Below are 21,543 nucleotides of genomic sequence, written 5' to 3'. Positions count from 1 at the left end.
CGTCAGGGCCGCTATAGGACTTTTCGGCCGGACGCAGAGCAAGGCAGCAAGGTTCAAGGATTTGACGCCTCCCTATCTCGATATCGCCCTTCTCGTCGTGGTTCTGGTTTCCGCGCTGCTCGCGATGCTGCGCGGCTTCACGCGCGAAGTTCTGGCGATCGCCTCCTGGGCCGCCGCGGCGCTCGCCGCCATCTACCTGCATCCGCTCGTCATGCCCTATGCGAAAGGGCTTCTTCCCAAGGGCTCGAAAGAGGTCTTCGCGCTCGCCGTCTCGGCCGGCGGCGTCTTTTTCGTCACGCTCATTATCGTTTCGCTCATCACCATAAAGCTGTCCGACGCGATCCTCGACTCCAAGGTCGGCGCGCTCGACCGCTCGCTCGGCTTCGTCTTCGGCGCGGCGCGCGGGCTGCTCCTGTGCGTCATCGCCTTCATTTTCTTCAACTGGCTCGTGCCCGAGAAAACGCAGCCCGAATGGGTGAAAGAAGCGCGCATGCGCCCCCTGCTGGTGCGCACGGGCGACCAGTTGATGGCCATGCTGCCCGACGACCCCGAAGGAATCCTCGCGCGGCTCAAGCAGGCGAAGCCGCCGCAGGGCGAGGAATCCGCGCCCGACGCCGATCCAAGAGACGCCGCTCCCGCGCCGCGCGGCTGATGTCGCGAAGCGCCGGCGCTGCGGGCCGTGGCGAAATTCCGATGAGAAATTGACAGCTGCGACATTTCCCGCAGCCGCTCAGGGTCGACGACGACCGCCTTTTACACTATGTAGGTTTTGTGGCGCCGGCGCGGCTCCATCACCAGCAGCATAAGTCTTTCGTCGGCCGCCAGTCTTTCGCCGGCGGCGGCGGTCGTTTTTCTCGTCGTGGAGCGCGCGACGGCGAGGCTGTCTGGACGGTCCCGCCGGCGCGCCTTCGTTCGACGTAAGGCAGGCGACGCGAGTCGCAGGAGGCGGGGATGGACGGCGCAACGCAAAGCGACACGCATTGGGTCGGCTCCGACGGAGTCGATCTCGACCTCGAGGCCGACCGGCTGCGCGAAGAATGCGGCGTCTTCGGCATCTACGGCCATCCTGACGCCGCCGCCGTCACGGCGCTTGGCCTGCACGCCCTCCAGCACCGTGGCCAGGAGGCCGCCGGCATCGTCTCATTTGACGGAAGGCGCTACAATTCCGAGCGCCGCCTCGGCCTTGTCGGCGATCATTTCTCCAAGGCCTCGACCATCGAGCGCCTCCCGGGAGACGCGGCGATCGGCCATGTGCGCTATTCGACGACCGGCGAAACCATCCTGCGCAACGTCCAGCCGCTGTTCGCGGAGCTGAATTCCGGCGGCTTCTCCGTCGCCCACAACGGCAATCTGACCAACGGGCTGACGCTGCGGCGCGACCTCGTCCAGAGCGGCGCCATCTATCAGTCGACGTCGGACACCGAGGTCATCCTTCATCTCATGGCGCGCAGCCGCAAGCTCCGCATCGTCGAGCGTTTCATCGAGGCGCTGCGCGCGCTCGAAGGCTCCTACGCCCTCGTCGCCCTGACCAACACCATGATGATCGGCGCGCGTGATCCGCTGGGCATCCGCCCGCTCGTGCTCGGGGAGCTCGACGGGCGCTACATCCTCGCCTCCGAAACCTGCGCGCTCGACATCATCGGCGCGCGCTTCGTGCGCGACGTCGAGAATGGCGAAGTCGTCGTCGTCTCGAAAGAAGGCGTCGAAAGCCTCCACCCCTTCCCCCGCCGTCCCGCCCGCCCCTGCATCTTCGAATACATCTATTTCGCCCGGCCCGATTCCGTCGTGCATGGCCGCTCCGTCTATGACGTGCGCAAGCAGATGGGGGCGGAGCTCGCGCGCGAATCGGCCGTTCCCGCCGACGTGGTGGTGCCCGTGCCCGATTCGGGCGTTCCGGCGGCGATCGGCTTCGCCCAGGCCTCGGGCGTGCCCTTCGAGCTCGGCATCATCCGCAACCATTATGTGGGGCGCACCTTCATCCAGCCGACGCAGACCGTGCGCGAGCTTGGCGTGCGGCTCAAGCACAGCGCCAACCGCGCCGTCGTCGCCGGAAAGCGCATCGTGCTCATCGACGATTCCATCGTGCGCGGCACCACCTCGGTCAAGATCGTGCAGATGATGCGCGACGCCGGCGCGAGCGAGGTGCATTTCCGCATCTCCTCCCCGCCGATCATGTATCCCGACTATTACGGCATCGACACGCCGGTGCGTGAAAACCTTCTCGCCGCGACGCATACGCTCGAAGAGATGCGCCGCTATATCGGCTGCGATTCGCTCGCCTTCCTCTCGGTCGAAGGCACCTATCGCGCCATGGGCGAGGGCAGCCGCGACGCGCAGCGTCCGCAGTTCACCGACCACTGCTTCACGGGCGACTATCCGACCAGCCTCACCGATCTCAGCGGCGCGACGAAAAGTCAGTTTTCGCTGCTCGCCGAGGCGAGTTGAGGCCGCCGAACCCGTCGTTTGAGCCACGCCGGCGATTTGGCTGAAACAACGCCTGCGTGGCGCGTCCATGACGCGCCGCCATCCAGCGCCTGAGTTTCGGGCGCCGACCGCTCAGCCGAAGCGGCGATCGCCGCCCCGCTCCGGCTCTGGCCCGTCCATTCACGCCGACTTTGGCCCAATCCCGACGCGCCCCCGCAACCCTCGCGCCAGACGGACCGGCGAGCGTCGAACACGGCGGCGTCCTGTTTCGCGCGCGCGTGTCGAGACTCCTGTTTTCATAGGCGACGCCGCCGCCTGCTCGCAGGCGCCCCCTTCGCCCTTTCGCTTTCAATCTTTGAGCCTTTTTCCTTGTCCGGGGCTTTCGCGGCCGGCGTCGGACGGCTAGACCTCGCGCGCTGTCCGTCAACCTCTCGCCGTCAACCTGCCGAGCCCTCCATGTCCCTCGATCTTTCAGGCCGCATCGCCGTCGTCACCGGCGCGTCACGCGGCATTGGGCGCGCCGCGGCGCTCGAACTCGCCCGCGCGGGCGCCCATATCGTCGCCTTCGCGCGCACGCAGGGCGCGCTCGAGGAGCTCGACGACGAGATTCGCGCGCTCGGCGGACAGGCCACGCTCACGCCTTGCGACATCCGCGACTTCGACGCCCTCGACCGTCTCGGACGCGCGATCTACGACCGCTGGGGCCGGCTCGACATTCTGGTGGGCGCCGCCGGCGCTCTCGGCCCGATCACTCCGGTCGGCCATGTCGAGCCGAAGGAATGGGATTCGGTCTTCGCCGTCAACGTCACCGCCAACTGGCGGCTGATCCGCTCGTTCGACATGCTGCTGCGCGCCTCCGACGCCGGGCGCGTCGTGTTCGTCACCTCGGGCGTGGCCCATGCGGCGGCGACGCGGCCCTACTGGACCGCCTATGGCGCCTCGAAGGCCGCGCTCGAATCGCTCGCGCGCTCCTACGCCGTCGAAACCATGAACATCACGCCGGTCAGGGTGATGCTGGTCAATCCGGGGCCGCTGCGCACGCGCATGCGCGCCCAGGCCATGCCCGGCGAGGACCCGATGACGCTGCGCACGCCCGAGGAGCTCGCCCCGAAGATCGCGGCGCTCTGCGCGCCGGGCTCGACCGAAACCGGCAGGCTCTATGATTTCCCGCAGGACCGCGTGCTGAGCTTCCGCGCCCCGGACTAGTCAGGCGCGCGCCTCGCAGCGCAGGCGGACGAGCGCCGCGGGGTCGGCGCTGAACCCCACGCAGAATTCAAAGCCGCCCGGCTCGAACACGGGCGTGAGGTCGCGGCCAAGAAAGGCCAGCTCTCCGGCGGGAAGGCTGAAGGCGAGCGCGCCGCTTTCATGGGCGCGCAGGGCGAGCCGGCCGAAGCGCTTGAGCTCCAGCAGCGGCCGCGCCACGCTGGCGACGAGATCGCGCGCAAACAGAAACACCACCGCCTCGCCGTCGCGCGGGCCGTCGTTGCGCAGCTCGACTCGAAAGCGCAGCGTGTCGCCGCGCCGAAAATTCGCCGACCCGGCGGCGAAGGACGAAATCATGAAGGCGCCGTAAGACAGCCCGTGCCCGAAGGGAAACTGCGGCTCGACCTCGCAGTCGAGATAGCGGCTCGAATAATGATCGCCCGGCGCGAACGGGCGCCCTGTCGGCCGGCGCGCGAAATAAATCGGCGTCTGCCCCTCCGCGCGCGGCCAGGCGACGGGCAGACGGCCGACCGGATCGACCCGCCCGACGAGCGCCTCGGCGATCGCCGTCCCCGCCGCCTCGCCGAGAAACCAGGTCGCGACGACGGCGTCGGCGCGCGCGAACAGCCACGGGACGACGAGCGGGCGCCCGCTCGAAAGCAGCGCCACCGCCGGCTTTTTTGTCTCCGCCGCGAGATCGAGCACGGCCTCGGCGAGGCCGCGCTGGCGTCCGGGCAGGCCGAGGCTCGTCCGGCTCGCCGCCTCGCCGCTCATCTCGGCCGCCTCGCCAAGGCACAGGACGACGGCGTCGGCCGCGCGGCACGCCGCGAGCGCGGCGTTTACGCCCGAATCGTCCCCGCCGTCGATCGGCGCGCCCTGCGCGTAGAGAAGCTCGACGTCGGGCAGGAGCTCGGCAAGGCCGCGTCGGATCGAGACCGCCGCCTCGCGCGCGCCGGCTCCTGCCCACGGCCCGTCCATCTCGCAGGGCGCGTCGGCGAGCGGGCCGACGAGCGCGATCCGCCGCACGCCCGGAGGCAGCGGCAGGGCGCCCCTGTTGGTCAGGAGAACGAGGGAGCGGCGCGCCGCCTCGAGCGCGAGCGCCGCGGGCGCTTCGGGCTCCGGCGGCGGCGATGCGACGGCCGGCGCCGCCGCCCGCCTGAACAGCCCGAGCCTCGCCTTCAGCCGCAGGACGCGGCGCACGGCGGCGTCGACCGCGGCGATGGAGACGAGCCCGCGCGCGAGCGCCTCCGGCAGGCCGTCACGGTAGCAGAAGCTCATCATGTCGACGTCGACGCCGGCCTTCAGCGCCAGCGCCGCCGCCTCGACGCGATCGGCCGCGACGCCATGCGCCATGAGTTCGGCGACGGCGTTGTAGTCGCTGATCACCACGCCGTCGAAGCCCTGCGCGCGCCGCAGCCAGCCTTCGATCAGCGCGTCATGCGCGGTCATGGGAACCCCGGCGAGGTCCATGAAGGCCGGCATGATCGAGGCGCAGCCGGCGGCGATCGCGGCGGCGAAGGGCGGCGCATAGACCTCGCGCAGCGTGCGGTCGGAGACGTCGGCGCTCGCATAGTCGCGCCCGGCCTCGGCCGCGCCATAGGCGCAGAAATGCTTGGCGCAGGCGGCGACGCGGGCAGGATCGGCCAGATTCCCGCCCTGAAAGCCGCGCGTCTTCGCCGCCGCGAACAGGCTCGCGACATAAGGGTCCTCGCCCGGCCCTTCGGCGATCCGTCCCCAGCGCGGGTCGCGGGCGACGTCGATCATCGGCGCGAAGACGAGGTGGATTCCGTCGGCGCGCGCCTCGGCCGCCGCCGCCGCCGCGGTCTTCTCCCATAAATCCGGGTCGAAGGCGCATGTCTCGGCGAGAGGGATGGGAAAGATCGAACGGTGGCCGTGGACGACGTCGAAGCCGATGAACAGCGGGATCTTCAGCCGCGCGCGTTCGGCCTCCGCCTGAATCGCCGCGACCTCATGCGCGCCCCAAAGATTGAGCAGGCTGCCGACGAGGCCGGCGCGCGCCGCGGCCCTGATCTCGCCGCCGGCGACCGGCCCGGTCAGCGCCTGCGTTCCGGCGGCCATGGTCATCTGGCCGATCTTTTCGGCGAGCGTCATGGCGGCGAGCAGATTTTCAATGTCGTCGGCCGTCATGAGGCGTCCGCATATTCGGCGTCGTCATGGTAAGGCTTCATGGAAAGGCCGCCGTTCAGCAGGAGGACGAAAGCGATTTGACGATCGACACGGGCGAGCATCGCAGCGCGGAGCGATTTTCGGAAGGCGCCTTCGCGTCCGAATTCTTCAGCATGACGCGGGCGCTCCTGACCTCGCCGGAGCGCAGCCAGTTCCTGCTGCTCGGCTTCGCCCTCGTCGCCGTGATCGGCGCGACGGCGTTCGGCCAGATCAAGCTCAACGCCTGGAACAGCCCGTTCTATGACGCGCTGGCGCGCAAGGACCTGCATGAGTTTCTCTATCAGCTCTGGCGATTCGCCCTGATCGCCGGCGGGCTGCTCGTCCTCAACGTCGCGCAGATCTGGCTCAACCAGATGACCAAGCTCAAGCTGCGGGCGCGGCTCACCGGCGGCCTGATCGGCCTGTGGCTCCAGCCGACCCGCGCCTTCCGCATCGCCAACGCCGGCGACATCGGCGTCAATCCCGACCAGCGCATCCATGAGGACGCCCGCCACCTCACGGAGCTCACCACCGACCTCGGCATCGGCCTTTTGCAGGCGAGCCTGCTGCTCGCCTGCTTCATCGGCGTGCTCTGGTCCTTGTCGGCGGGCGTCGCGCTCAGCCTGTTTGGCGAAAAACTGTCGATTCCCGGCTATATGGTCTGGGCCGCGCTGATCTACGCCGGCGCGGCGTCATGGATGAGCTGGCGCGTCGGCCGTCCGCTCATTTCCGTCAACGCCGAGCGCTACGCGCGCGAGGCCGATCTCCGTTTCGCCCTGGTGCGGGCGAGCGAGCGCAACGACGCCATCGCCTTCTATCGCGGCGAGGACGACGAAAAGCTCCGCCTGACGCGCGAACTGAAGCCCGTGCTGTCGATCATGCGGCGCTATGCGTCCGGCGTGACGCGGCTCACCTGGGTGACGGCGGGCTATGGCTGGTTCACCATCGTCGCGCCGATCATCGTGGCGGCGCCCGGCTTCTTCTCGGGCGACCTGTCGCTCGGCGGCCTGATGATGGTGGTCGGCGCCTTCAACCAGGTGCAGCAGGCGCTGCGCTGGTTCGTCGACAATTTCAGCGTCATCGCCGACTGGCGCGCGACCATGATCCGCGTGTCCTCGTTCCGCCGCGCCCTGATCGACATCGACAAGATCGAGGGCGCCGCGCCGCGCATCGACCGGCGCGTCGGATCGGCCGACGCGCTGCGCTTCGACGACCTCGTCATCGTCTCCTCCTCGACGGTCACGCGTCTCAGCGAGCGCCATGTCGAGATCGGGCCCGGCGAGCGCGTCCTCGTCGTCGCGCCGCCCGGCGTGGCGCGGCGCCAGTTTCTGAGCGCGGCCGCGGGCCTTTGGCCCTGCGGCTCGGGGCGCATCGTCCTGCCCGCCGACGCCTCCATGATGTTCATGTCGTCGCGGCCCTACCTGCCGCCGGGCACGCTGCGCCAGGCGATGGCCTATCCGGGCGCGCCGGCGGATTTTCCCGAGCAGGCCTTCGAAGCGGCGCTCGACCGGCTCGGGCTCGGCCATCTGAAGCCAAGGCTCGACCAGATCCGGCGCTGGGAGCGCGACCTTTCCGGCGACGAGCAGCAGGGCGTGCATTTCGCGCGGCTGCTCGTGCACCAGCCGCGCTGGATCTTCGTCAACGAGGCGCTCGACTCGCTCGACGAGGCGACGAGCGCCGCGGCGTTCGACGTGTTCGCCCATGAGCTCGCCGGCGCGACCCTCGTCAATCTCGGCCGGCCGGACGACCGTGGCGGCTTTTTCACGCGCATGCTGCATCTCGTCGAAGAGCCGCACGGCCTGCGCGCCCCGCGTTCGCGCGCCGCCGACAGGCGCGAGGCGGCTGAAGCGCAAGCCTCGACGAAGGCCGGCCTTATTGGCTAAAGTCGCGCGAGAAGCGCCGCGAAGGCGCCGCGACAGACCAAGGCCGGCCCCCCATGAAAAAAAGCGCCCGTTCCTCGCCCCTCCCAGACGAGGCGCTTCTCGAATTCGCGCAACGAGAGAGCTTTCGCTTTTTCTGGGAAGGCGCGCATCCTGAAAGCTTCCTGCCGCGCGACCGGCTGCGCTTTTCCCCCGACCCCGAAGGCGACGCGGCGAACGAGCATGTCTCGGTCGGCGGGGCGGGCTTTGGCGCGCTCGCGCTGATCGTCGGAGCCGCGCGCGGCTGGGTCGCGCGCGAGGAGGCGGCGCTGCGGCTCATGCGCATGGTCGCCTTTCTGGAGCGAACCCCGGCCTATCACGGCTTCTTTCCGCATTTCCTCAACGCGCGCACCGGCGCGACCATTCCCTTCGGCCGCAAGGACGACGGCGCCGACCTGGTCGAGACCGCGCTGCTGTTTCAGGGGCTTTTATGCGCGCGCCGCTATTTCGACGGCGACGGCAAGCTCGAAACCGACCTTCGCAATCATATCGAATGGCTGTGGAGCGAGGTCGAATGGAGCTGGCACGCCCCGCACGGACGCAAGGCGCTGCTCTGGCACTGGAGCCCGAACAACGGTTTCGCGCTCAACGCCGAGGTGCGCGGCTGGAACGAATGCCTGATCGCCTATGTGCTCGCCGCCGCCGCGCCGCGCTTTCCGGTCGATCCGGTCGTGTATCATGAGGGCTTCGCCCAGAGCCGCAACTTTCTCAACCGCCGCGTCTGGCTTGGCCATGAACTGCCGCTTGGCCCCGATTTCGGCGGCCCGCTGTTCTTCGCGCATTATTCCTTCTGCGGCCTCGACCCGCGCGGCCTCAGGGACCGATACGCCGATTATTTCGCGCAGAACGTCGCCCATGCGCGAATCAATCACGATCATTGCGTCCTCAACCCCAACGGCTACGCCGGCTATGGGCCCGACTGCTGGGGCCTGACCGCGAGCGACGACGCGCTGCATGGCTACGCCGCCCATGCGCCTGACCACGACACGGGCGTGATCTCGCCGACGGCGGCGCTGTCGAGCTTCCCCTATCTGCCGCAGGAGGCGATGCGCGCCCTGCGCCATTTCCATGACGACCTCGGCGACTGGATCTGCGGCCGCTTCGGCTTCGCCGACGCCTTCAGCGAGGCGCATGGCTGGCGTGCGGACTCCTGTCTCGCCATCGACCAGGGGCCGATCGTCGCCATGATCGAGAATTATCGCTCGGGGCTGTTGTGGCGGCTGTTCATGTCGGACCCGGACGTCAGGCGCGGCCTCGCGCGGCTCGGCTTCTCCTCGCCCCATCTTGAGGCCGGCGCATGAGCGCGGCGTTTGAACGGCGCCTCGACCGCCAGCTCTCGGCCTCGGCCGAAAAGATGCTCGCGGCCTTTTCGCGGACCGACCTCGTCAAGGAGCGCGTCGGCTTCAACCGCTTCATGAGGCCGGCGAAAGGCTCGGTCCTCGCCTCGCCGGTCATGGCCGCCTACGATCCCGACCCGGATTATTTCTTTCACTGGCTGCGCGATTCGGCCGTCGTCGTCGACGCGCTGCGCCTGCTGACGGAGCTGGGCGCCGTTCCGCGCGAAACGGGCGTCGCGCATTTTTCCGATTTTCTCGGCTTCAGCCTGTCGCTTTGCGCGCAGGACGGCGCGGCCTTTCTTGAGCGGGCCGGACACTATCGCGAAAAGGTCGAGCCGCATTTCCTGCAATTTTTGCGGCCCGAGGCCGAGATCCGCGCCGTCGTCGGCGACGACGCGCTAGGCGAGCCGCGCTTCGACCCCGACGGCGCGCTCGACATGCTCAAATGGTCGCGCCCGCAGCATGACGGCCCGGCGCTGCGCGTTCTGTGCGTGCTGCGCTTCTGCGCGGCTTTTCCGCCCGAGGGCGAAGCGGGCAGGCTTGCGGACGCGCTGCTGCGGCGCGACCTCGCCTTCACGTTTGAGCGCTTCCGCCGCCCCTCCTTCGACATCTGGGAGGAGGAGCTTGGCCGGCATTATTACACGCAGCTCCTGCAGGCCGAGGCGCTGGGCCGGGGCGCCGCCTTCCTGCGCTCCTGCGGCGACCACGCCGCCGCCGCGCCGCTGGTCGAGGCGGCCGAATCGCTTGAGGCCGGGCTCGACGCCTTCTGGAGCGAGGATGACGGCTTCATGCGCTCGCGGCTCGACCCCGACGCCGCGGGGCGCGACAAGCTGCTCGACATCGCCGTCGTCCTCGCCGCGATCCACGCCGGGCGGCCAAGCGGCCCGCATGGCGTCGGCGACGCGCGTCTGATCGCGACGCTGCGCCGGCTCGAAGCGCTGTTTTCCGAGCGCTACGCCCTGAACCGCGCCGGGCCCGGCGCGCTCGCTCCCGCCATGGGCCGCTATCGGGACGATCGCTATTACAGCGGCGGCGCCTATTTCTTCTCGACCTTCGGCGCGTCCGAATTCTATTTTCGCGCGGCGGCCGAAAGCCGTTTCGCCGACGCCGGGCCATGGCGGCGCGCGGGGCTCGCCTTTCCCGAAGGCGGCCTCGCCGCGGCGCTGCTGGCGCGCGGCGACGCCTTTCTCGAAACGGCGCTCGCCTGCGCCGCGCCCGACGGCGACCTGTCGGAGCAGTTCGACCAGACGAACGGCGCGCAGACCTCCGCAAAAAGCCTCGCCTGGAGCCACGCCGCCTTCGTCAGCGCCTGCGCCGCGCGCCGCGCGGCGTGTGACGCGCCGCGATGATCGAGAAGCTCGAATTTCTTCTGGCGCTGGCCCGCGAGCGTAATTTCAGCCGGGCGGCGGAGGCGTGCGGCGTCACGCAGCCGACGCTTTCGGCCGGCATCAAGCAGCTCGAGGAAAGCCTCGGCGCCCTGCTCGTCAACCGCAGCTCGCGCTTTCACGGCTTCACGCCCGACGGCGAGCGCGCGCTTGAATGGGCGAAGCGGATCGTCGCCGACGCGCGGGCCATGCGGCAGGAGATGCGCGCCCCGCGGAAGTCGCTCGTCGGCCATCTGACCATCGCCGCCGTGCCGACGGCGCTCGGCATGGTGCAGAAGCTCACGGGGCCGTTCCAGGAAAAGCACCCTGACGTGCGCTTCACCATATTGTCGCAGACCTCGCGCGAAATTCTGACGATGCTCGACGGCCTCCAGATCGACGCCGGGATCACCTATCTCGACAATGAGCCGCTCGGCCATATCCGCGCCGAACCCCTGTATCGCGAGCGCTATCGCCTGCTGACCTCCGTCGACCGACCGCTCGGCGACCGCGCGACCGTGACCTGGAAGGAGGCGGCGCGGATTCCGCTCTGCCTGCTGACGCCCGACATGCAGAACCGCCGCATCATCGACCGCATGCTCGACGGCGTCGGCCCCGAGAACGGGCCGATGCTCGAGTCGAACTCCATGGTCGTGCTCGCGGCCCATGTGCGCACGGGACGCTGGGCGAGCATCATCCCCGAGACCTTCGCCGAGGTGCTGGGGCTCAGCCCGCCGTTGCGCTCCATTCCCATCGTCGAGCCCAAGGAGGTGCAGCGCATCGGCCTCGTCATGCCGCGCCGCGAGCCGATGCCGCCGCTCTCGCGCGCCCTGCTCGCCGAGGCGAACCGCGTCGCCGCGCTCGAAAATCCCGAAGGCTGACCGATTGACATTGAGGACGTCCGTCCGTCCATGATGGCCCGCCTGTCCGATCAACCGCCAGAGGCTGCGACGCGTGCTCGACGATTTCACTTCCGCCGCCGGAGGCTTCAGGGAGCATGAGCTGCGCGCGCGCGTGCTCGCCGAACTGCATGCGCGGCCGTTCGAGCCGATCTCGGGCTCGAAGCGCCTCCTGCATTTCGCCTTCATGACCGATCATGACGCGGCCGAGAAGGCGCAGGCGGCGCTGGCGCAGTTCTGCCGCGACCGCGCCGCGCCGCCGCCGCTCGCAGGCGCCAAGCACCACCGCGTCGAACTGTCGCCGACGATCCTGCGCTGGGAGCGCCACGGCGAATTCGTGACCTATACTTATGAATTCCCCTGCGACGACGAGACCAAGCGCGAAAACCCGGCCTTCTGGCCGGCGGCGGGCGAATTCGCCAGGGTCATGCGCACCCTGCCCCAGCCCGGGCCGCTGATCGTCGCCGTCGACCTCGACCTCGCGCCCGAGGCGAGGGTCAGCGACGCCTGGCGCCGGCTGTTTGGCCAGAACGAGCTCGCCGCGGCCGAAGTCTCGCATGGCGCGGCGATCGTCGCGACCGACTTCCGTTCGGACGTGTTCGGCTTCGTGCGCATTCTCGTGCTCAACCGCTCCCTGAGCGAACTCGAAGCCGGCGCCCTCACCCAGCGGCTTCTGGAGCTTGAAACCTACCGCACGCTCGCGCTCCTCGGCCTGCCGCGCGCGCAGGATCTTTCCCCCTCGATCAGCCGCATCGAGGGCGAACTGCCGCGGCTCATCGGCGGCATGAGCGAGGCGGACGGGCTCGAAGCCAGCCGGGCGCTGCTCAACCGTCTGACCGCGCTCGCCGCCGAGCTCGAAAGCGGCGCGGCGCAAAGCCTTTACCGGTTCGGCGCGACCAAAGCCTATTATGAAACCGTCGAGATGCGGCTGCGGCTGATCGACGAGCGGCCGATCGACGATTATCCGACGCTCGCGGCCTTTCTCTCCCGCCGGCTGACGCCGGCGATCCGCTTCTGCGCCGCGATCGAGGCGCGCCAGGACAATCTGTCGCAAAAGCTCGCGCGCGCCGCCCAGCTTTTGCGCACGCGGGTCGAGGTCGCGCTCGAAAGCCAGAATCAGCACCTGCTCAGCACGATGAACGAGCGGGTGCGCATGCAGTTGCGCCTGCAGCAGACGGTCGAGGGGCTCTCGGTCGCGGCCATCACCTATTACATGGCTTCGATCCTGCACCTCGTGTTCGAGGGCGTGCACCAGCAGGAGCACTGGATCAATCCGGCGCTGGCGACGGCGCTGTTCGTGCCCTTCATCGCCTTCGGCGTCTGGTGGAACGTGCGCAAGCTGCGCAAGAGCCACCCGGTCGACTGACCCGCCCGCGCGCATCGCGATCCCGCGCCTGTCCGGCTTCAAGGCGAAGCGGGCGGCCGCGCCGCCGACGCAAGGAGAGAGGAAGGGCCGACGTTGCACCACGCAGTCCCGCTGATCACGACGATCGCCGCCGCCTTCGGCTTCGCCCTTCTGTTCGGCTTCATCGCAGCCAAGCTCAAACTGCCCTCCCTTGTCGGCTATCTGCTGGCGGGCGTGATCATCGGCCCCTATTCGCCGGGCTTCACAGCCGACGTCGAGATCGCCTCCCAGCTCGCCGAGATCGGCGTGATGCTGCTGATGTTCGGCGTCGGCCTGCATTTTTCGCTCGACGACCTGTGGGACGTGCGCAAGGTCGCCCTGCCCGGCGCGCTGCTCCAGATCGCCGTCGCGACCGCCATGGGCGCGGGGCTCGCGCTGTGGTGGGGCTGGGGGCCTGGCGGCGCGATCATCTTCGGCCTTTCCCTTTCGGTCGCAAGCACCGTGGTGCTGCTCAAGGCGCTTGAGGCGCGCGGCGTGCTCGACACCACCAACGGCCGCATCGCGGTCGGCTGGCTGATCGTCGAGGACATCGCCATGGTCCTCGTGCTGGTGCTGCTGCCGCCGCTCTCGAACGCCCTTTCGGGGGCGGAAGGCGCGCCGACCCATGACATTCTGTGGACGCTCGAAGTCACCGTCGCCAAGATCGCGGCCTTCGTGGCGCTGATGCTCGTCATCGGCCGGCGCATCTTTCCCTGGGTTTTGTGGCAGGTCACGCGCACGGGTTCGGTCGAGCTGTTCACGCTCTGCGTCATCGCCGCCGCCGTCAGCCTCGCCTATGGCGCGGCCGAGCTGTTTGGCGTCTCCTTCGCGCTCGGCGCCTTCTTCGCCGGCATGGTCATCCGCGAATCCGAATTCAGCCATCGCGCCGCCGAGGAGACCCTGCCGCTGCGCGACGCTTTCGCCGTGCTGTTCTTCGTGTCGGTCGGCATGCTGTTCGACCCGACGATCCTGACGAAGCAGCCGGGCGCGGTGGCGATGGTCGTGCTCATCATCGTCATCGGCAAGTCGCTCGCCGCGGCGGCGCTGGTGCTCGCCTTCCGCTATCCGGTCAACACGGCGCTCACCGTTTCGGCGAGCCTCGCGCAGATCGGCGAATTCTCCTTCATCCTGGCGGGCCTCGGCGTGTCCCTCGGGCTCCTGTCGCGCGACGGGCAGAGCCTCGTGCTGGCCGGCGCCCTGATCTCGATCACCCTGAATTCGCTGCTGTTCGACGCGCTTCGGCCGGTGCAGGCGTGGCTCAGGCGCCGCTCGCCGCTCGCGCGCCGGTTCGAACGCTCCGACGATCCGCTGGCCGAGCTGCCGATGTCGACCGACGAAAAATATCTTTCGAAGCAGGTCGTGCTCGTCGGCTATGGCCGCGTCGGCCGGCGCATCGCGGCGGCGATGAGCGCGGCCGGCGTCCCCTTCGTGGTGGTCGACGAGAATCGCGAGCTCGTCGAGCAGTGCCGCAAGGCCGGCATCCCCGCCGTGACGGGCGACGCCGCCGAAATGGCCGTGCTGATCCAGGCCCATATCTCAAAGGCGAGCATGCTCGTCATCGCGACCCCGGACACGCTCAACGTGCGGCAGATGATCGCCAACGCGGTCCGGATCAATCCGCAGATCGAGACGGTCCTGCGCACGCACAACGAGGCCGAAGCCGCCCTGCTGCGGCAGGAGAAGGCGGGCATGGTGTTCCTCGGCGAGCAGGAGCTCGCCAACAGCATGCTCGATCATGTGCTGAAGCGGTTCGGCCGCGACGAGCCGCACAGGGAGGCGCATTGAGCGCGCCCGGCGGGCTCGCCGCGGCGCTTGACCTTGACGCCGCCTGACTGAACAATCCGGTCTCGCCTCGACGCGCGCAGGGAGGACTATCCTGGACAACTCCTCCAATCTCCCGGCTCCCGACGTCGCCTCGCTCATCGTCGCCGCGGCGGAGGGGGACCGCGCGGCCTTCCAGGCGCTTTACGAGGCCACCTCGGCGCGGCTTTACGGCCTGATCCTGCGCGTGGTGCGCGACCGGGCGAGCGCCGAAGACATATTGCAGGACGTCTATCTGCGCGTCTGGCGCGGCGCGGCCGCCTATTCGCCCGAGGCGGGATCCGCGCTGGCCTGGCTCTGCGCCATCGCGCGCCACCGCGCCATCGACGTGCTGCGCCGCAGAAGCTTTTCCGCGCCGCCGCCGGCGACCGACCCCACCGACTGGATGGAGAGGATCGCGGCGGCGGGGGATCCGGCCGAAGCCGCCTCCGAGCTCGCATCGCTGCGCCGCTGCCTGTCGGCCATCGAGGAGCCGCAGCGCAGCTGCGTCCTGCTCGCCTATTATGAGGGCTATTCGCGCGACGAGCTCGCCGCCCGCTTCGACGCGCCGCCGAACACGGTCAAGACCTGGCTGCGCCGCAGCCTGACGTCGCTGCGCGCCTGCCTGGACGTCCGGCCATGACGGAGGAGGAAGAGATCCTCGCCGCCGAATATGCGCTCGGCGCCCTTCACGCCGACGAGCGCACGCTGTTCGTCAATGTGACGGCGCAGAACCCGGACGTCCGCGCCGCGGCCGAGGCGTGGCGCGCCCGCCTCGCCCCCCTCGCCCTCGCCGCGCCGCCGATCGCGCCGCCGCGCAGCCTGTGGGAGCGGCTAGCGGCGGCGATCGAGCCGCGCGGGGGCCTGCCGCCCGCGGACGACGACGATGACGACGAAAACGACCCGTCGCTCCTGCGCCGGTCGCGGGCGCGCTGGCGCTCCGCCGCCATCGGCGGCGCCGCTCTCGCCGCCTGCCTCGCAGGAGTCGTCGTGATGCGCGAGATCGCGCATCAGGCGGCCACGCGCGAAAGCTATGTGGCGGTGGTCAACCGCGGCGGCGACCTGCCCGCGCTGGTGGTCCGGGTCGATCTGCCGCGCGCCGTGGTCCATGTGCGGCCGGTGTCCGCGCAGGCGCCGGAAGGCAAGAGCCTCGAACTGTGGTATATGGGCGAGACCGGCGCGCCGAAATCCATGGGGCTGGTGCCGGTCGAAGGCGCGCAGATGCGCATGCCGAAAGGCATGACGATCGAAAAGGCGCGCTTCGCCGTGACGGTCGAACCCAAGGGCGGCTCGCCGACCGGCGGCCCGACCGGCCCGATGATCTATTCCGGACGTCTCATCAGGGACTAGCCCCGCCTCTCGGCCCGCGTCCGTCAAGGGAGCCCATAACAGCGTGGAAAGCGTCACGGTCGTCCTCGTCATGCTGCTGGCGGTCGTCGTCAGCTCCGCCTGCGCTCGCCTTTCGCCGATCCCCGTGCCGCAGCCCCTCGTGCAGATCGCCTTCGGGGCGCTCATCGGCGCGGCCACCTCGATGAGCGTGACGCTCGAACCCGAGATCTTCTTCCTTCTGTTCCTGCCGCCGCTTCTGTTCCTCGACGGCTGGCGCATCCCCAAGGAAGGCCTCTTCCGCGACGCCTCGATCATCATGGAGCTCGCCTTCGGGCTCGTCGTCTTCACGGTGCTGGGCGTCGGCTATTTCGTCAACTGGCTCATTCCGGCCATGCCGCTCGCCGTCGCCTTCGCGCTTGCGGCCGTGCTGTCGCCGACCGATCCGATCGCCGTCTCGTCGATCGCCTCGCGCACCTCCGTGCCCGGCCGGCTGATGCATATTCTCGAAGGCGAATCCCTGCTCAACGACGCTTCGGGCCTCGTCTGCATGCGTTTCGCCGTGGCCGCCGCCCTGACCGGCGCCTTCTCGCTGCCGCAGGCGTTTGGAACCTTTCTGTGGGTGGCGATCGGCGGCGTCGCGATCGGCGTCGGCGTCACCTGGGCCGTCGTGCGGCTGAAATCCGCGATTTCGGGCCGCGTCGGCGAGGAGACCGGCTCCTATATCCTCGTCAGCCTGCTCGTTCCCTTCGCCGCCTATCTCTTCGCCGAGCATCTGCACTGCTCCGGCATTCTCGCCGCGGTCGGCGCGGGCGTCGCCATGAGCTACGCCGAACTCGGCGGCGGCGCGCTCGCCGTCACACGGGTCCGCCGCCACGCCGTGTGGGATTCAGTCCAGTTCGCCTTCAACGGCGTGATCTTCGTCCTGCTCGGCGAGCAGCTGCCGCGCATCGTCGCCGGCGCCGCCAGGGTCGTGCGCGAAACCGGCCACCACGACCCCGTCTGGCTCATCGTCTATGTCGTCGCGATCAATGTCGCGCTGGCCGCGCTGCGCTTCACCTGGGTCTGGGTCTCGCTGCGCTTCACCCTGTTCCGCGCCGCGCGGCGCGGCCGCAAGGTGGAGAAGCTGAGCTGGCGCATTCTCGCGGCGACGACGCTCGCCGGCGCGCGCGGGGCGATCACGCTCGCCGGCGTGATGAGCCTGCCGCTCGTCCTGCGCGACGGCTCGCCCTTTCCCGCGCGCGACCTCGCGATCTTTCTCGCGGCCGGCGTGATCATCGTCTCGCTCGCCGCCGCCGCGATCGGCCTGCCCTTCCTGATGAAGGGCCTGAACGTCCCGCCCGAGCCGCAGCACCAGCGCGAGGAGGACGCCGCGCGCATCGCCGCGGCGACGGCCGCCATCGAGGCCGTGGCGCACGCCCAGCACCAGATGAGCGGCGACGGCGCCGCCGCCGACCTTTACGCCGAGGCCGGCGCCCGCGTGATGGCGGTCTATCGCGCGCGCATCGACGCCCGCTCGAAAACCGACGCCGAGGCCGATCTCGCGCTCAAGGCCGAGCGCATCGAGCGGGAGCTGCGCCTTGTGGCGCTGCGCGCCGAGCGCACGGAATATTTTCGGCTGGCCCGCCGGCGCGCGCTCGGGGAGGACGCCCTGCGCCGGCTGGTGCGCGACGCCGACCTGCTCGAAACCCAGCTCAACCCGGGCTAGCCCGCCATGACCGACGCCTCAGGCTCCGAAACGGCGCGGAGCAACGCGCCGGAATTTTCCGTCTCCGAGCTTTCCGGCGCGCTCAAGCGGGCCATCGAGGACCGCTTCGGCTTCGTGCGGCTGCGCGGAGAAATCTCCAATTATCGTGGGCCGCATTCGTCGGGCCACGCCTATTTCAGCCTCAAGGACGCCTCGGCGCGCATCGACGCCGTGGTCTGGAAGGGAACCTTCGCGCGGCTGAAAGTAAAGCCGCAGGAGGGGCTCGAAGTCGTCGCCTCCGGCAAGATCACCACCTTTCCCGGCAAGTCGAGCTATCAGATCGTCGTCGAGGCGATCGAGCCCGCGGGCGTCGGCGCGCTCATGGCGCTGCTCGAGGAGCGCCGCCGCCGTCTCGCCGCGGAAGGTCTTTTCGACGCCGCGCGCAAGCGGCCCCTGCCCTTCCTGCCGCGCGTCGTCGGCGTCGTGACCTCGCCGACCGGGGCCGTCATCCGCGACATCCTGCACCGCCTCGCCGACCGCTTTCCGCGCCATGTGCTGGTCTGGCCCGTGCGCGTGCAGGGCGAAACCTCGGCCGCCGAGGTCGCCGCCGCCATCTCGGGCTTTTCGGCCCTGCCGCCCGACGGCCCGATTCCGCGCCCCGACGTCGTCATCGTCGCGCGCGGCGGCGGCTCGCTCGAAGACCTGTGGGGCTTCAACGAGGAAATCGTGGCGCGGGCCGCGGCCGCGAGCGCCATTCCGATCATCGCCGCAGTCGGCCATGAAACCGACTGGACGCTGATCGACCACGCCGCCGACCATCGCGCGCCGACGCCGACCGGCGCCGCCGAAAAGGCCGTGCCCGTGCGGCTCGAACTCGCGGCCGACCTCGCCGCGCTCTCGCGCCGCCACGCCGCGGCGATGCGCCGTCTGGTCGAGCAGCGGCGCGGCGACCTGCGCGGCACAGCGGCGCGCGCCCTGCCCGCGCCCGACGAGATCATGGCCGCGCGCGCGCCAGAGCTCGACCATGCCGGCCGGCGCGTCGCGGGCGCGATCGCGCGCGAGCAGGACCGCCGTCGCCTCATGGTCGAGCGCGCGGCGCAGCGTCTCGCGCGCCAGTCGCCGCAGGCGCGGCTCGCCGGTTTCTCGAACGGCTCGACAATCTCGGCCGCCGCCTGCGCCTCGCGAGCGTCACGCGGCGCGAAAAACGTCTCGGCCTTCACCGCCCTCGCCGCGCGGCTCGGGGCCGCCCGCGCCGCGAACTTCGCGCCGAGAGCCGGCGCGCCGCCGCGGGACGCGCCGCGCTCGACGCGCTCGCGCGGCGCATGCGGCACGCGGCCGCCGACGCGATCGCCGCGCGCCGCGCCGATCTGCGGCGGCTCGAACAGCTTTAAGCAAGCTTCGGCTATGAAAACATTCTGGCGCGTGGTTTTCGCGCTGATCCTTGAACGGCGACGCGAAGCTCGTCCGGCGCGCCGCCGAAGTCGTGGACGGCGCCGCGCTGACGCTGCGTTTTTCAGACGGCGATCGCCCCGCCGTGGCGGGCGGCGAGCCCGCACGCATCGCCGAGCGCGCCCCGGCGCGGAAACCGCCCGGCGCGCGGCGTCGCAAGCCCGAACAGGGCTCGCTGTTCTAGCGCATTTTCAGTAAAAGCTGCAGACTTTTACGTTAAGAAAATGCGGAAAACCAAGATGTTAGAGTGCGTTCGCGACTCGATGAACGCTGAACGCGCTCCAGGCGCGCGCCGCGAGGCGACACAAGAGATCGCCGTCCTGCCGCGCCGCGTCCGACCGCCAAAACAGGCGCTTCGCCATGACCAAGCGTTTAGGAGGCTCAAACACGAGACTCGGATCACAGCGAAAGGACGACGCAAATTCAACGTCATGCATGGGCTCCCGGCCTACACCGCCGCCCGCTCCTGCGCAGACGCCGGCCGTGCGGGCGCGAGCGGCGCCGAGCGCACCGCGACGCAGACGTCCATGCCGAGCGTGTCGTCCGCCCCGCCGAAATATCCGCCCGACAGCGGCAGCGCCTGAGACGCCGTGCGCGTCTCCGCGATCCTCACCAGACTCTGGCCGGCGAGCAGGCCGTTGGTCGGGTCATATTCGACCCAGCCCGCGCCCGGCAGGTAGACGCTGCACCAGGCGTGGGTCGAGGCGCCGCCGCGCAGTTCGCCCCTGGTGTCCTCCTCATAAAGATAGCCGGTGACGAAGCGCGCGGCGAAGCCGAGCGTGCGGACCGCCTCCATCATCACCACGGCGAAGTCGCGGCAGGTGCCGGTTCCGCGCTCCAGCGTCTCGGCCGCGGTCTGCGTGCCTTCCTCATGGCGCGCGCCATAGGCGAGCTCCTCCCTGACGGCGCGCGTCATGTCGGCGAGCAGCTTCAGGGTCTGGACCTCTCCCCTGCCCGAGACGAAGCGCCGCGCCCAGGCGTCGACGACGCGCTTCGGGTCCGGCTCCTGCCGCTCCGCGAGCCGTGCGAGGTCGGGGATTTCCTGCGCCTCATAGGAGAACGGAAAGAGCTCCGCCGCCGGATCGACGCTGCAGGGCGGCAGGTCGGCGCCAATGGGGTAATGGGTCAGGTCGAGCGTCGAGACGATGCTGAGGCGCTGCGTCCGCAGGTCGGGATCGAACGACAGATAGCAGACCGAGTTGTTGAAGACGTCATGCGCCCAGCGAATGGCCGAGGGTTTTGGGTCGACCGACAGGCTCGCGTGATTGATGCGCAGGTCGTGGCTGTCGCGCGGGCGCAGCATCAGCCGATGGCGCGAGAGGCCGACGGGATTGCGATATCTGTAGTCGGTCGAATGGACGATTTCGATCCGCGCCATCGGGGCTTCCCCACGTCCCGGCTTCTTGACGGCCGGCGCGGCGAGCCTATCAGACCCCGGCGCCGGCGCGCATCACAATTCGCAGGCTCCCGCCGTTTCCATTCGATCCGACCGGACCATGCCTCGGTCGGAATGGTGGGCCAGCAGTCCGGCGTCTCGAACACCGTGACTTTGGCGAGCGTGGCGAGCAGCGGCCGCACCCGCTCGAAGATCCAGACGGCGATGAGCTCGGCGGTCGGATTTTCGAGGCCCTCGATCTCGTTCAGATAATGATGGTCGAGCCGCGCCAGCAGAGGGCCGAAGGCGGCCTCGATGTCGAAGAAATCGACCACGAAGCCTGTTCGCGGATCGACCGGCCCTTCGAGCTCGAGTTCGACGCGATAGGAATGGCCGTGCAGGCGGCGGCAGCGATGCGTCTCGGGCACGCGCGGCAGCATGTGCGCCGCCTCGAAATGGAAAGCCTGGGTGATTTTCATTCGGGTTTCGGGTCTTTGCCTCGTGCTTCGGGCGCGTCCGCCCGAAATTTCCGGGAGATATATAGGAGAAACGCCGGATTGCCCTCACATACATTTCTTGCGGCAAGCCAGCGCCGCCGGACGGGACCAAACGCGCGGCGCTCCAGTCTCCGCCCGCAGGAACACAGTCTCGTGATCAGCCCTTCCGCCTCGTTCCGCACGAGCCCGCCCTTGAGCGCGCGTCAGGCCGGCTTGTTGCGCCGGCTCGCCGACTACGCCACGCTTGCCGGGCGGTCGGCTCGGCCATGCCCGAGAGCGGATTGACGTCGCCCAGGCGGCGCAAGGCGCGCCGGCGGCGCTTCGCCGTCCTGCGCAAGGAAAAGCCCCATGTCGTTTTACAACCTGCTTCTGCGTCACAAGATCCTGTCGGCGCTCGCCCTCGTCGGGCTGTGTATGTCGTCGCGCCCGACGCGTTCTGGCGCGGCGCGCTCGGCGCGCTCGCGCTCGCCCTGATCGGCGCGGGCGTCCTTCTCGGGCTTGGGCGGGCCCTGTTGTCGACATGGCTCGGGCGAGAGCTTGCGCGCGCTGAAATCTTCCGTCGCATGTTCATGCGGCGCGGCGACTCGGGCGAGCGCGCGTTTCCGGTCAGGAAAACCGAGTGAACCACGACATCATATTTGCGTCGCCATATGACGCATGGAAGGTTCTGGCGCAGCTGCGGAAAACGAGATCGGGGGTTTGGCGCAGGCGCA

The 21,543-nt window shown here is 69.4% G+C and carries 16 protein-coding genes and 1 pseudogene; 14 read left to right on the top strand and 3 right to left on the bottom strand.

All coding sequences use genetic code 11. The annotated features are described in order from the left end of the window. The first annotated feature begins 61 nt into the window (after positions 1–61). The 3 genes from ACILRB_RS06835 to ACILRB_RS06825 all read left to right on the top strand — a co-directional run bounded on the left by ACILRB_RS06835 (position 62) and on the right by ACILRB_RS06825 (position 3,630). Positions 62–652 (top strand): CvpA family protein, encoded by a 591-nt coding sequence (locus ACILRB_RS06835; protein WP_395665547.1) that lies wholly within the window; start codon positions 62–64, stop codon positions 650–652. A 299-nt stretch (positions 653–951) separates the two neighbouring features. Continuing rightward, positions 952–2,445: an amidophosphoribosyltransferase gene (gene purF, locus ACILRB_RS06830; protein ID WP_395665546.1), complete on the top strand. Its 1,494-nt coding sequence runs from the start codon at positions 952–954 to the stop codon at positions 2,443–2,445. Positions 2,446–2,880: 435 nt separating this feature from the next. After that, a complete protein-coding gene (locus tag ACILRB_RS06825) occupies positions 2,881–3,630 on the top strand; it encodes an SDR family NAD(P)-dependent oxidoreductase (RefSeq protein WP_395665545.1) in 750 nt (249 codons plus the stop codon). On the opposite strand, the gene ACILRB_RS06820 is transcribed toward ACILRB_RS06825, so the two are convergent. Continuing rightward, positions 3,631–5,775 (bottom strand): glycoside hydrolase family 3 N-terminal domain-containing protein, encoded by a 2,145-nt coding sequence (locus ACILRB_RS06820; protein ID WP_395665544.1) that lies wholly within the window; start codon positions 5,773–5,775, stop codon positions 3,631–3,633. A 26-nt stretch (positions 5,776–5,801) separates the two neighbouring features. Between ACILRB_RS06820 and ACILRB_RS06815 the strand changes: the two genes are divergently transcribed. The 10 genes from ACILRB_RS06815 (at position 5,802) to xseA (ending at position 19,156) form a co-directional block, all read left to right on the top strand. After that, positions 5,802–7,676, top strand: a complete 1,875-nt coding sequence (locus tag ACILRB_RS06815) for an ABC transporter ATP-binding protein/permease (protein WP_395665543.1) — start codon at positions 5,802–5,804, stop codon at positions 7,674–7,676. 53 nt (positions 7,677–7,729) lie between these two features. Further along, entirely contained in the window at positions 7,730–9,013 is a 1,284-nt protein-coding gene (locus ACILRB_RS06810) for a glucoamylase family protein (protein WP_395665542.1), read from the top strand. Continuing rightward, a complete protein-coding gene (locus ACILRB_RS06805) occupies positions 9,010–10,398 on the top strand; it encodes a glycoside hydrolase family 15 protein (protein WP_395665541.1) in 1,389 nt (462 codons plus the stop codon). Before ACILRB_RS06810 ends, ACILRB_RS06805 begins: the two co-directional genes overlap by 4 nt. Further along, entirely contained in the window at positions 10,395–11,294 is a 900-nt protein-coding gene (locus ACILRB_RS06800) for a LysR family transcriptional regulator (protein ID WP_395665540.1), read from the top strand. Before ACILRB_RS06805 ends, ACILRB_RS06800 begins: the two co-directional genes overlap by 4 nt. A gap of 73 nt (positions 11,295–11,367) precedes the next feature. After that, positions 11,368–12,678, top strand: a complete 1,311-nt coding sequence (locus tag ACILRB_RS06795) for a DUF3422 family protein (protein WP_395665539.1) — start codon at positions 11,368–11,370, stop codon at positions 12,676–12,678. Between the two features lie 93 nt (positions 12,679–12,771). Then, positions 12,772–14,481: a YbaL family putative K(+) efflux transporter gene (gene ybaL / locus ACILRB_RS06790; RefSeq protein WP_395665538.1), complete on the top strand. Its 1,710-nt coding sequence runs from the start codon at positions 12,772–12,774 to the stop codon at positions 14,479–14,481. Positions 14,482–14,617: 136 nt separating this feature from the next. Next, complete coding sequence (locus tag ACILRB_RS06785) at positions 14,618–15,139, top strand: sigma-70 family RNA polymerase sigma factor (protein WP_395665588.1); 522 nt, start codon at positions 14,618–14,620, stop codon at positions 15,137–15,139. Further along, positions 15,136–15,846, top strand: a complete 711-nt coding sequence (locus ACILRB_RS06780) for an anti-sigma factor domain-containing protein (RefSeq protein ID WP_395665537.1) — start codon at positions 15,136–15,138, stop codon at positions 15,844–15,846. The genes ACILRB_RS06785 and ACILRB_RS06780 overlap by 4 nt, the downstream gene beginning before the upstream one ends. 43 nt (positions 15,847–15,889) lie before the next feature. Further along, the gene (locus ACILRB_RS06775; RefSeq protein ID WP_395665536.1) at positions 15,890–17,530 is read left to right on the top strand and encodes a Na+/H+ antiporter; all 1,641 of its coding nucleotides are present in this window, start codon (positions 15,890–15,892) and stop codon (positions 17,528–17,530) included. A 6-nt stretch (positions 17,531–17,536) separates the two neighbouring features. After that, entirely contained in the window at positions 17,537–19,156 is a 1,620-nt protein-coding gene (gene xseA, locus ACILRB_RS06770) for an exodeoxyribonuclease VII large subunit (protein ID WP_395665535.1), read from the top strand. 250 nt (positions 19,157–19,406) lie between these two features. On the opposite strand, the gene ACILRB_RS06765 is transcribed toward xseA, so the two are convergent. Both ACILRB_RS06765 and queD read right to left on the bottom strand, forming a co-directional pair. After that, complete coding sequence (locus ACILRB_RS06765) at positions 19,407–20,336, bottom strand: transglutaminase N-terminal domain-containing protein (RefSeq protein ID WP_395665534.1); 930 nt, start codon at positions 20,334–20,336, stop codon at positions 19,407–19,409. Between the two features lie 140 nt (positions 20,337–20,476). Beyond that, a pseudogene (gene queD / locus ACILRB_RS06760) lies at positions 20,477–20,812 on the bottom strand (6-carboxytetrahydropterin synthase QueD); the annotation flags it as partial. A 366-nt stretch (positions 20,813–21,178) separates the two neighbouring features. Here queD and ACILRB_RS06755 point away from each other — a divergent pair. Further along, on the top strand, positions 21,179–21,304 hold the full coding sequence (locus ACILRB_RS06755; protein ID WP_395665533.1) for a hypothetical protein: 126 nt from the start codon (positions 21,179–21,181) through the stop codon (positions 21,302–21,304). Positions 21,305–21,543: the final 239 nt, after the last annotated feature.

Source organism: Methylocella sp. (genome assembly GCF_044226135.1).
Lineage (GTDB): Bacteria > Pseudomonadota > Alphaproteobacteria > Rhizobiales > Beijerinckiaceae > Methylocapsa.
Note: the sequence above shows the minus strand (reverse complement) of the source record. Positions and strands in the feature narration are given on the sequence as shown.

Bases quoted from the DNA above. Each gene is read 5' to 3' on its own strand.
- purF (WP_395665546.1), top strand. From the start codon at position 952: ATGGACGGCGCAACGCAAAGCGACACGCATTGGGTCGGCTCCGACGGA.
- ACILRB_RS06825 (WP_395665545.1), top strand. From the start codon at position 2,881: ATGTCCCTCGATCTTTCAGGCCGCATCGCCGTCGTCACCGGCGCGTCA.
- ACILRB_RS06820 (WP_395665544.1), bottom strand. From the start codon at position 5,775: ATGACGGCCGACGACATTGAAAATCTGCTCGCCGCCATGACGCTCGCC.
- ACILRB_RS06815 (WP_395665543.1), top strand. From the start codon at position 5,802: ATGGTAAGGCTTCATGGAAAGGCCGCCGTTCAGCAGGAGGACGAAAGC.
- ACILRB_RS06810 (WP_395665542.1), top strand. From the start codon at position 7,730: ATGAAAAAAAGCGCCCGTTCCTCGCCCCTCCCAGACGAGGCGCTTCTC.
- ACILRB_RS06805 (WP_395665541.1), top strand. From the start codon at position 9,010: ATGAGCGCGGCGTTTGAACGGCGCCTCGACCGCCAGCTCTCGGCCTCG.
- ACILRB_RS06800 (WP_395665540.1), top strand. From the start codon at position 10,395: ATGATCGAGAAGCTCGAATTTCTTCTGGCGCTGGCCCGCGAGCGTAAT.
- ACILRB_RS06780 (WP_395665537.1), top strand. From the start codon at position 15,136: ATGACGGAGGAGGAAGAGATCCTCGCCGCCGAATATGCGCTCGGCGCC.
- xseA (WP_395665535.1), top strand. From the start codon at position 17,537: ATGACCGACGCCTCAGGCTCCGAAACGGCGCGGAGCAACGCGCCGGAA.
- ACILRB_RS06765 (WP_395665534.1), bottom strand. From the start codon at position 20,336: ATGGCGCGGATCGAAATCGTCCATTCGACCGACTACAGATATCGCAAT.
- ACILRB_RS06755 (WP_395665533.1), top strand. From the start codon at position 21,179: ATGTCGTTTTACAACCTGCTTCTGCGTCACAAGATCCTGTCGGCGCTC.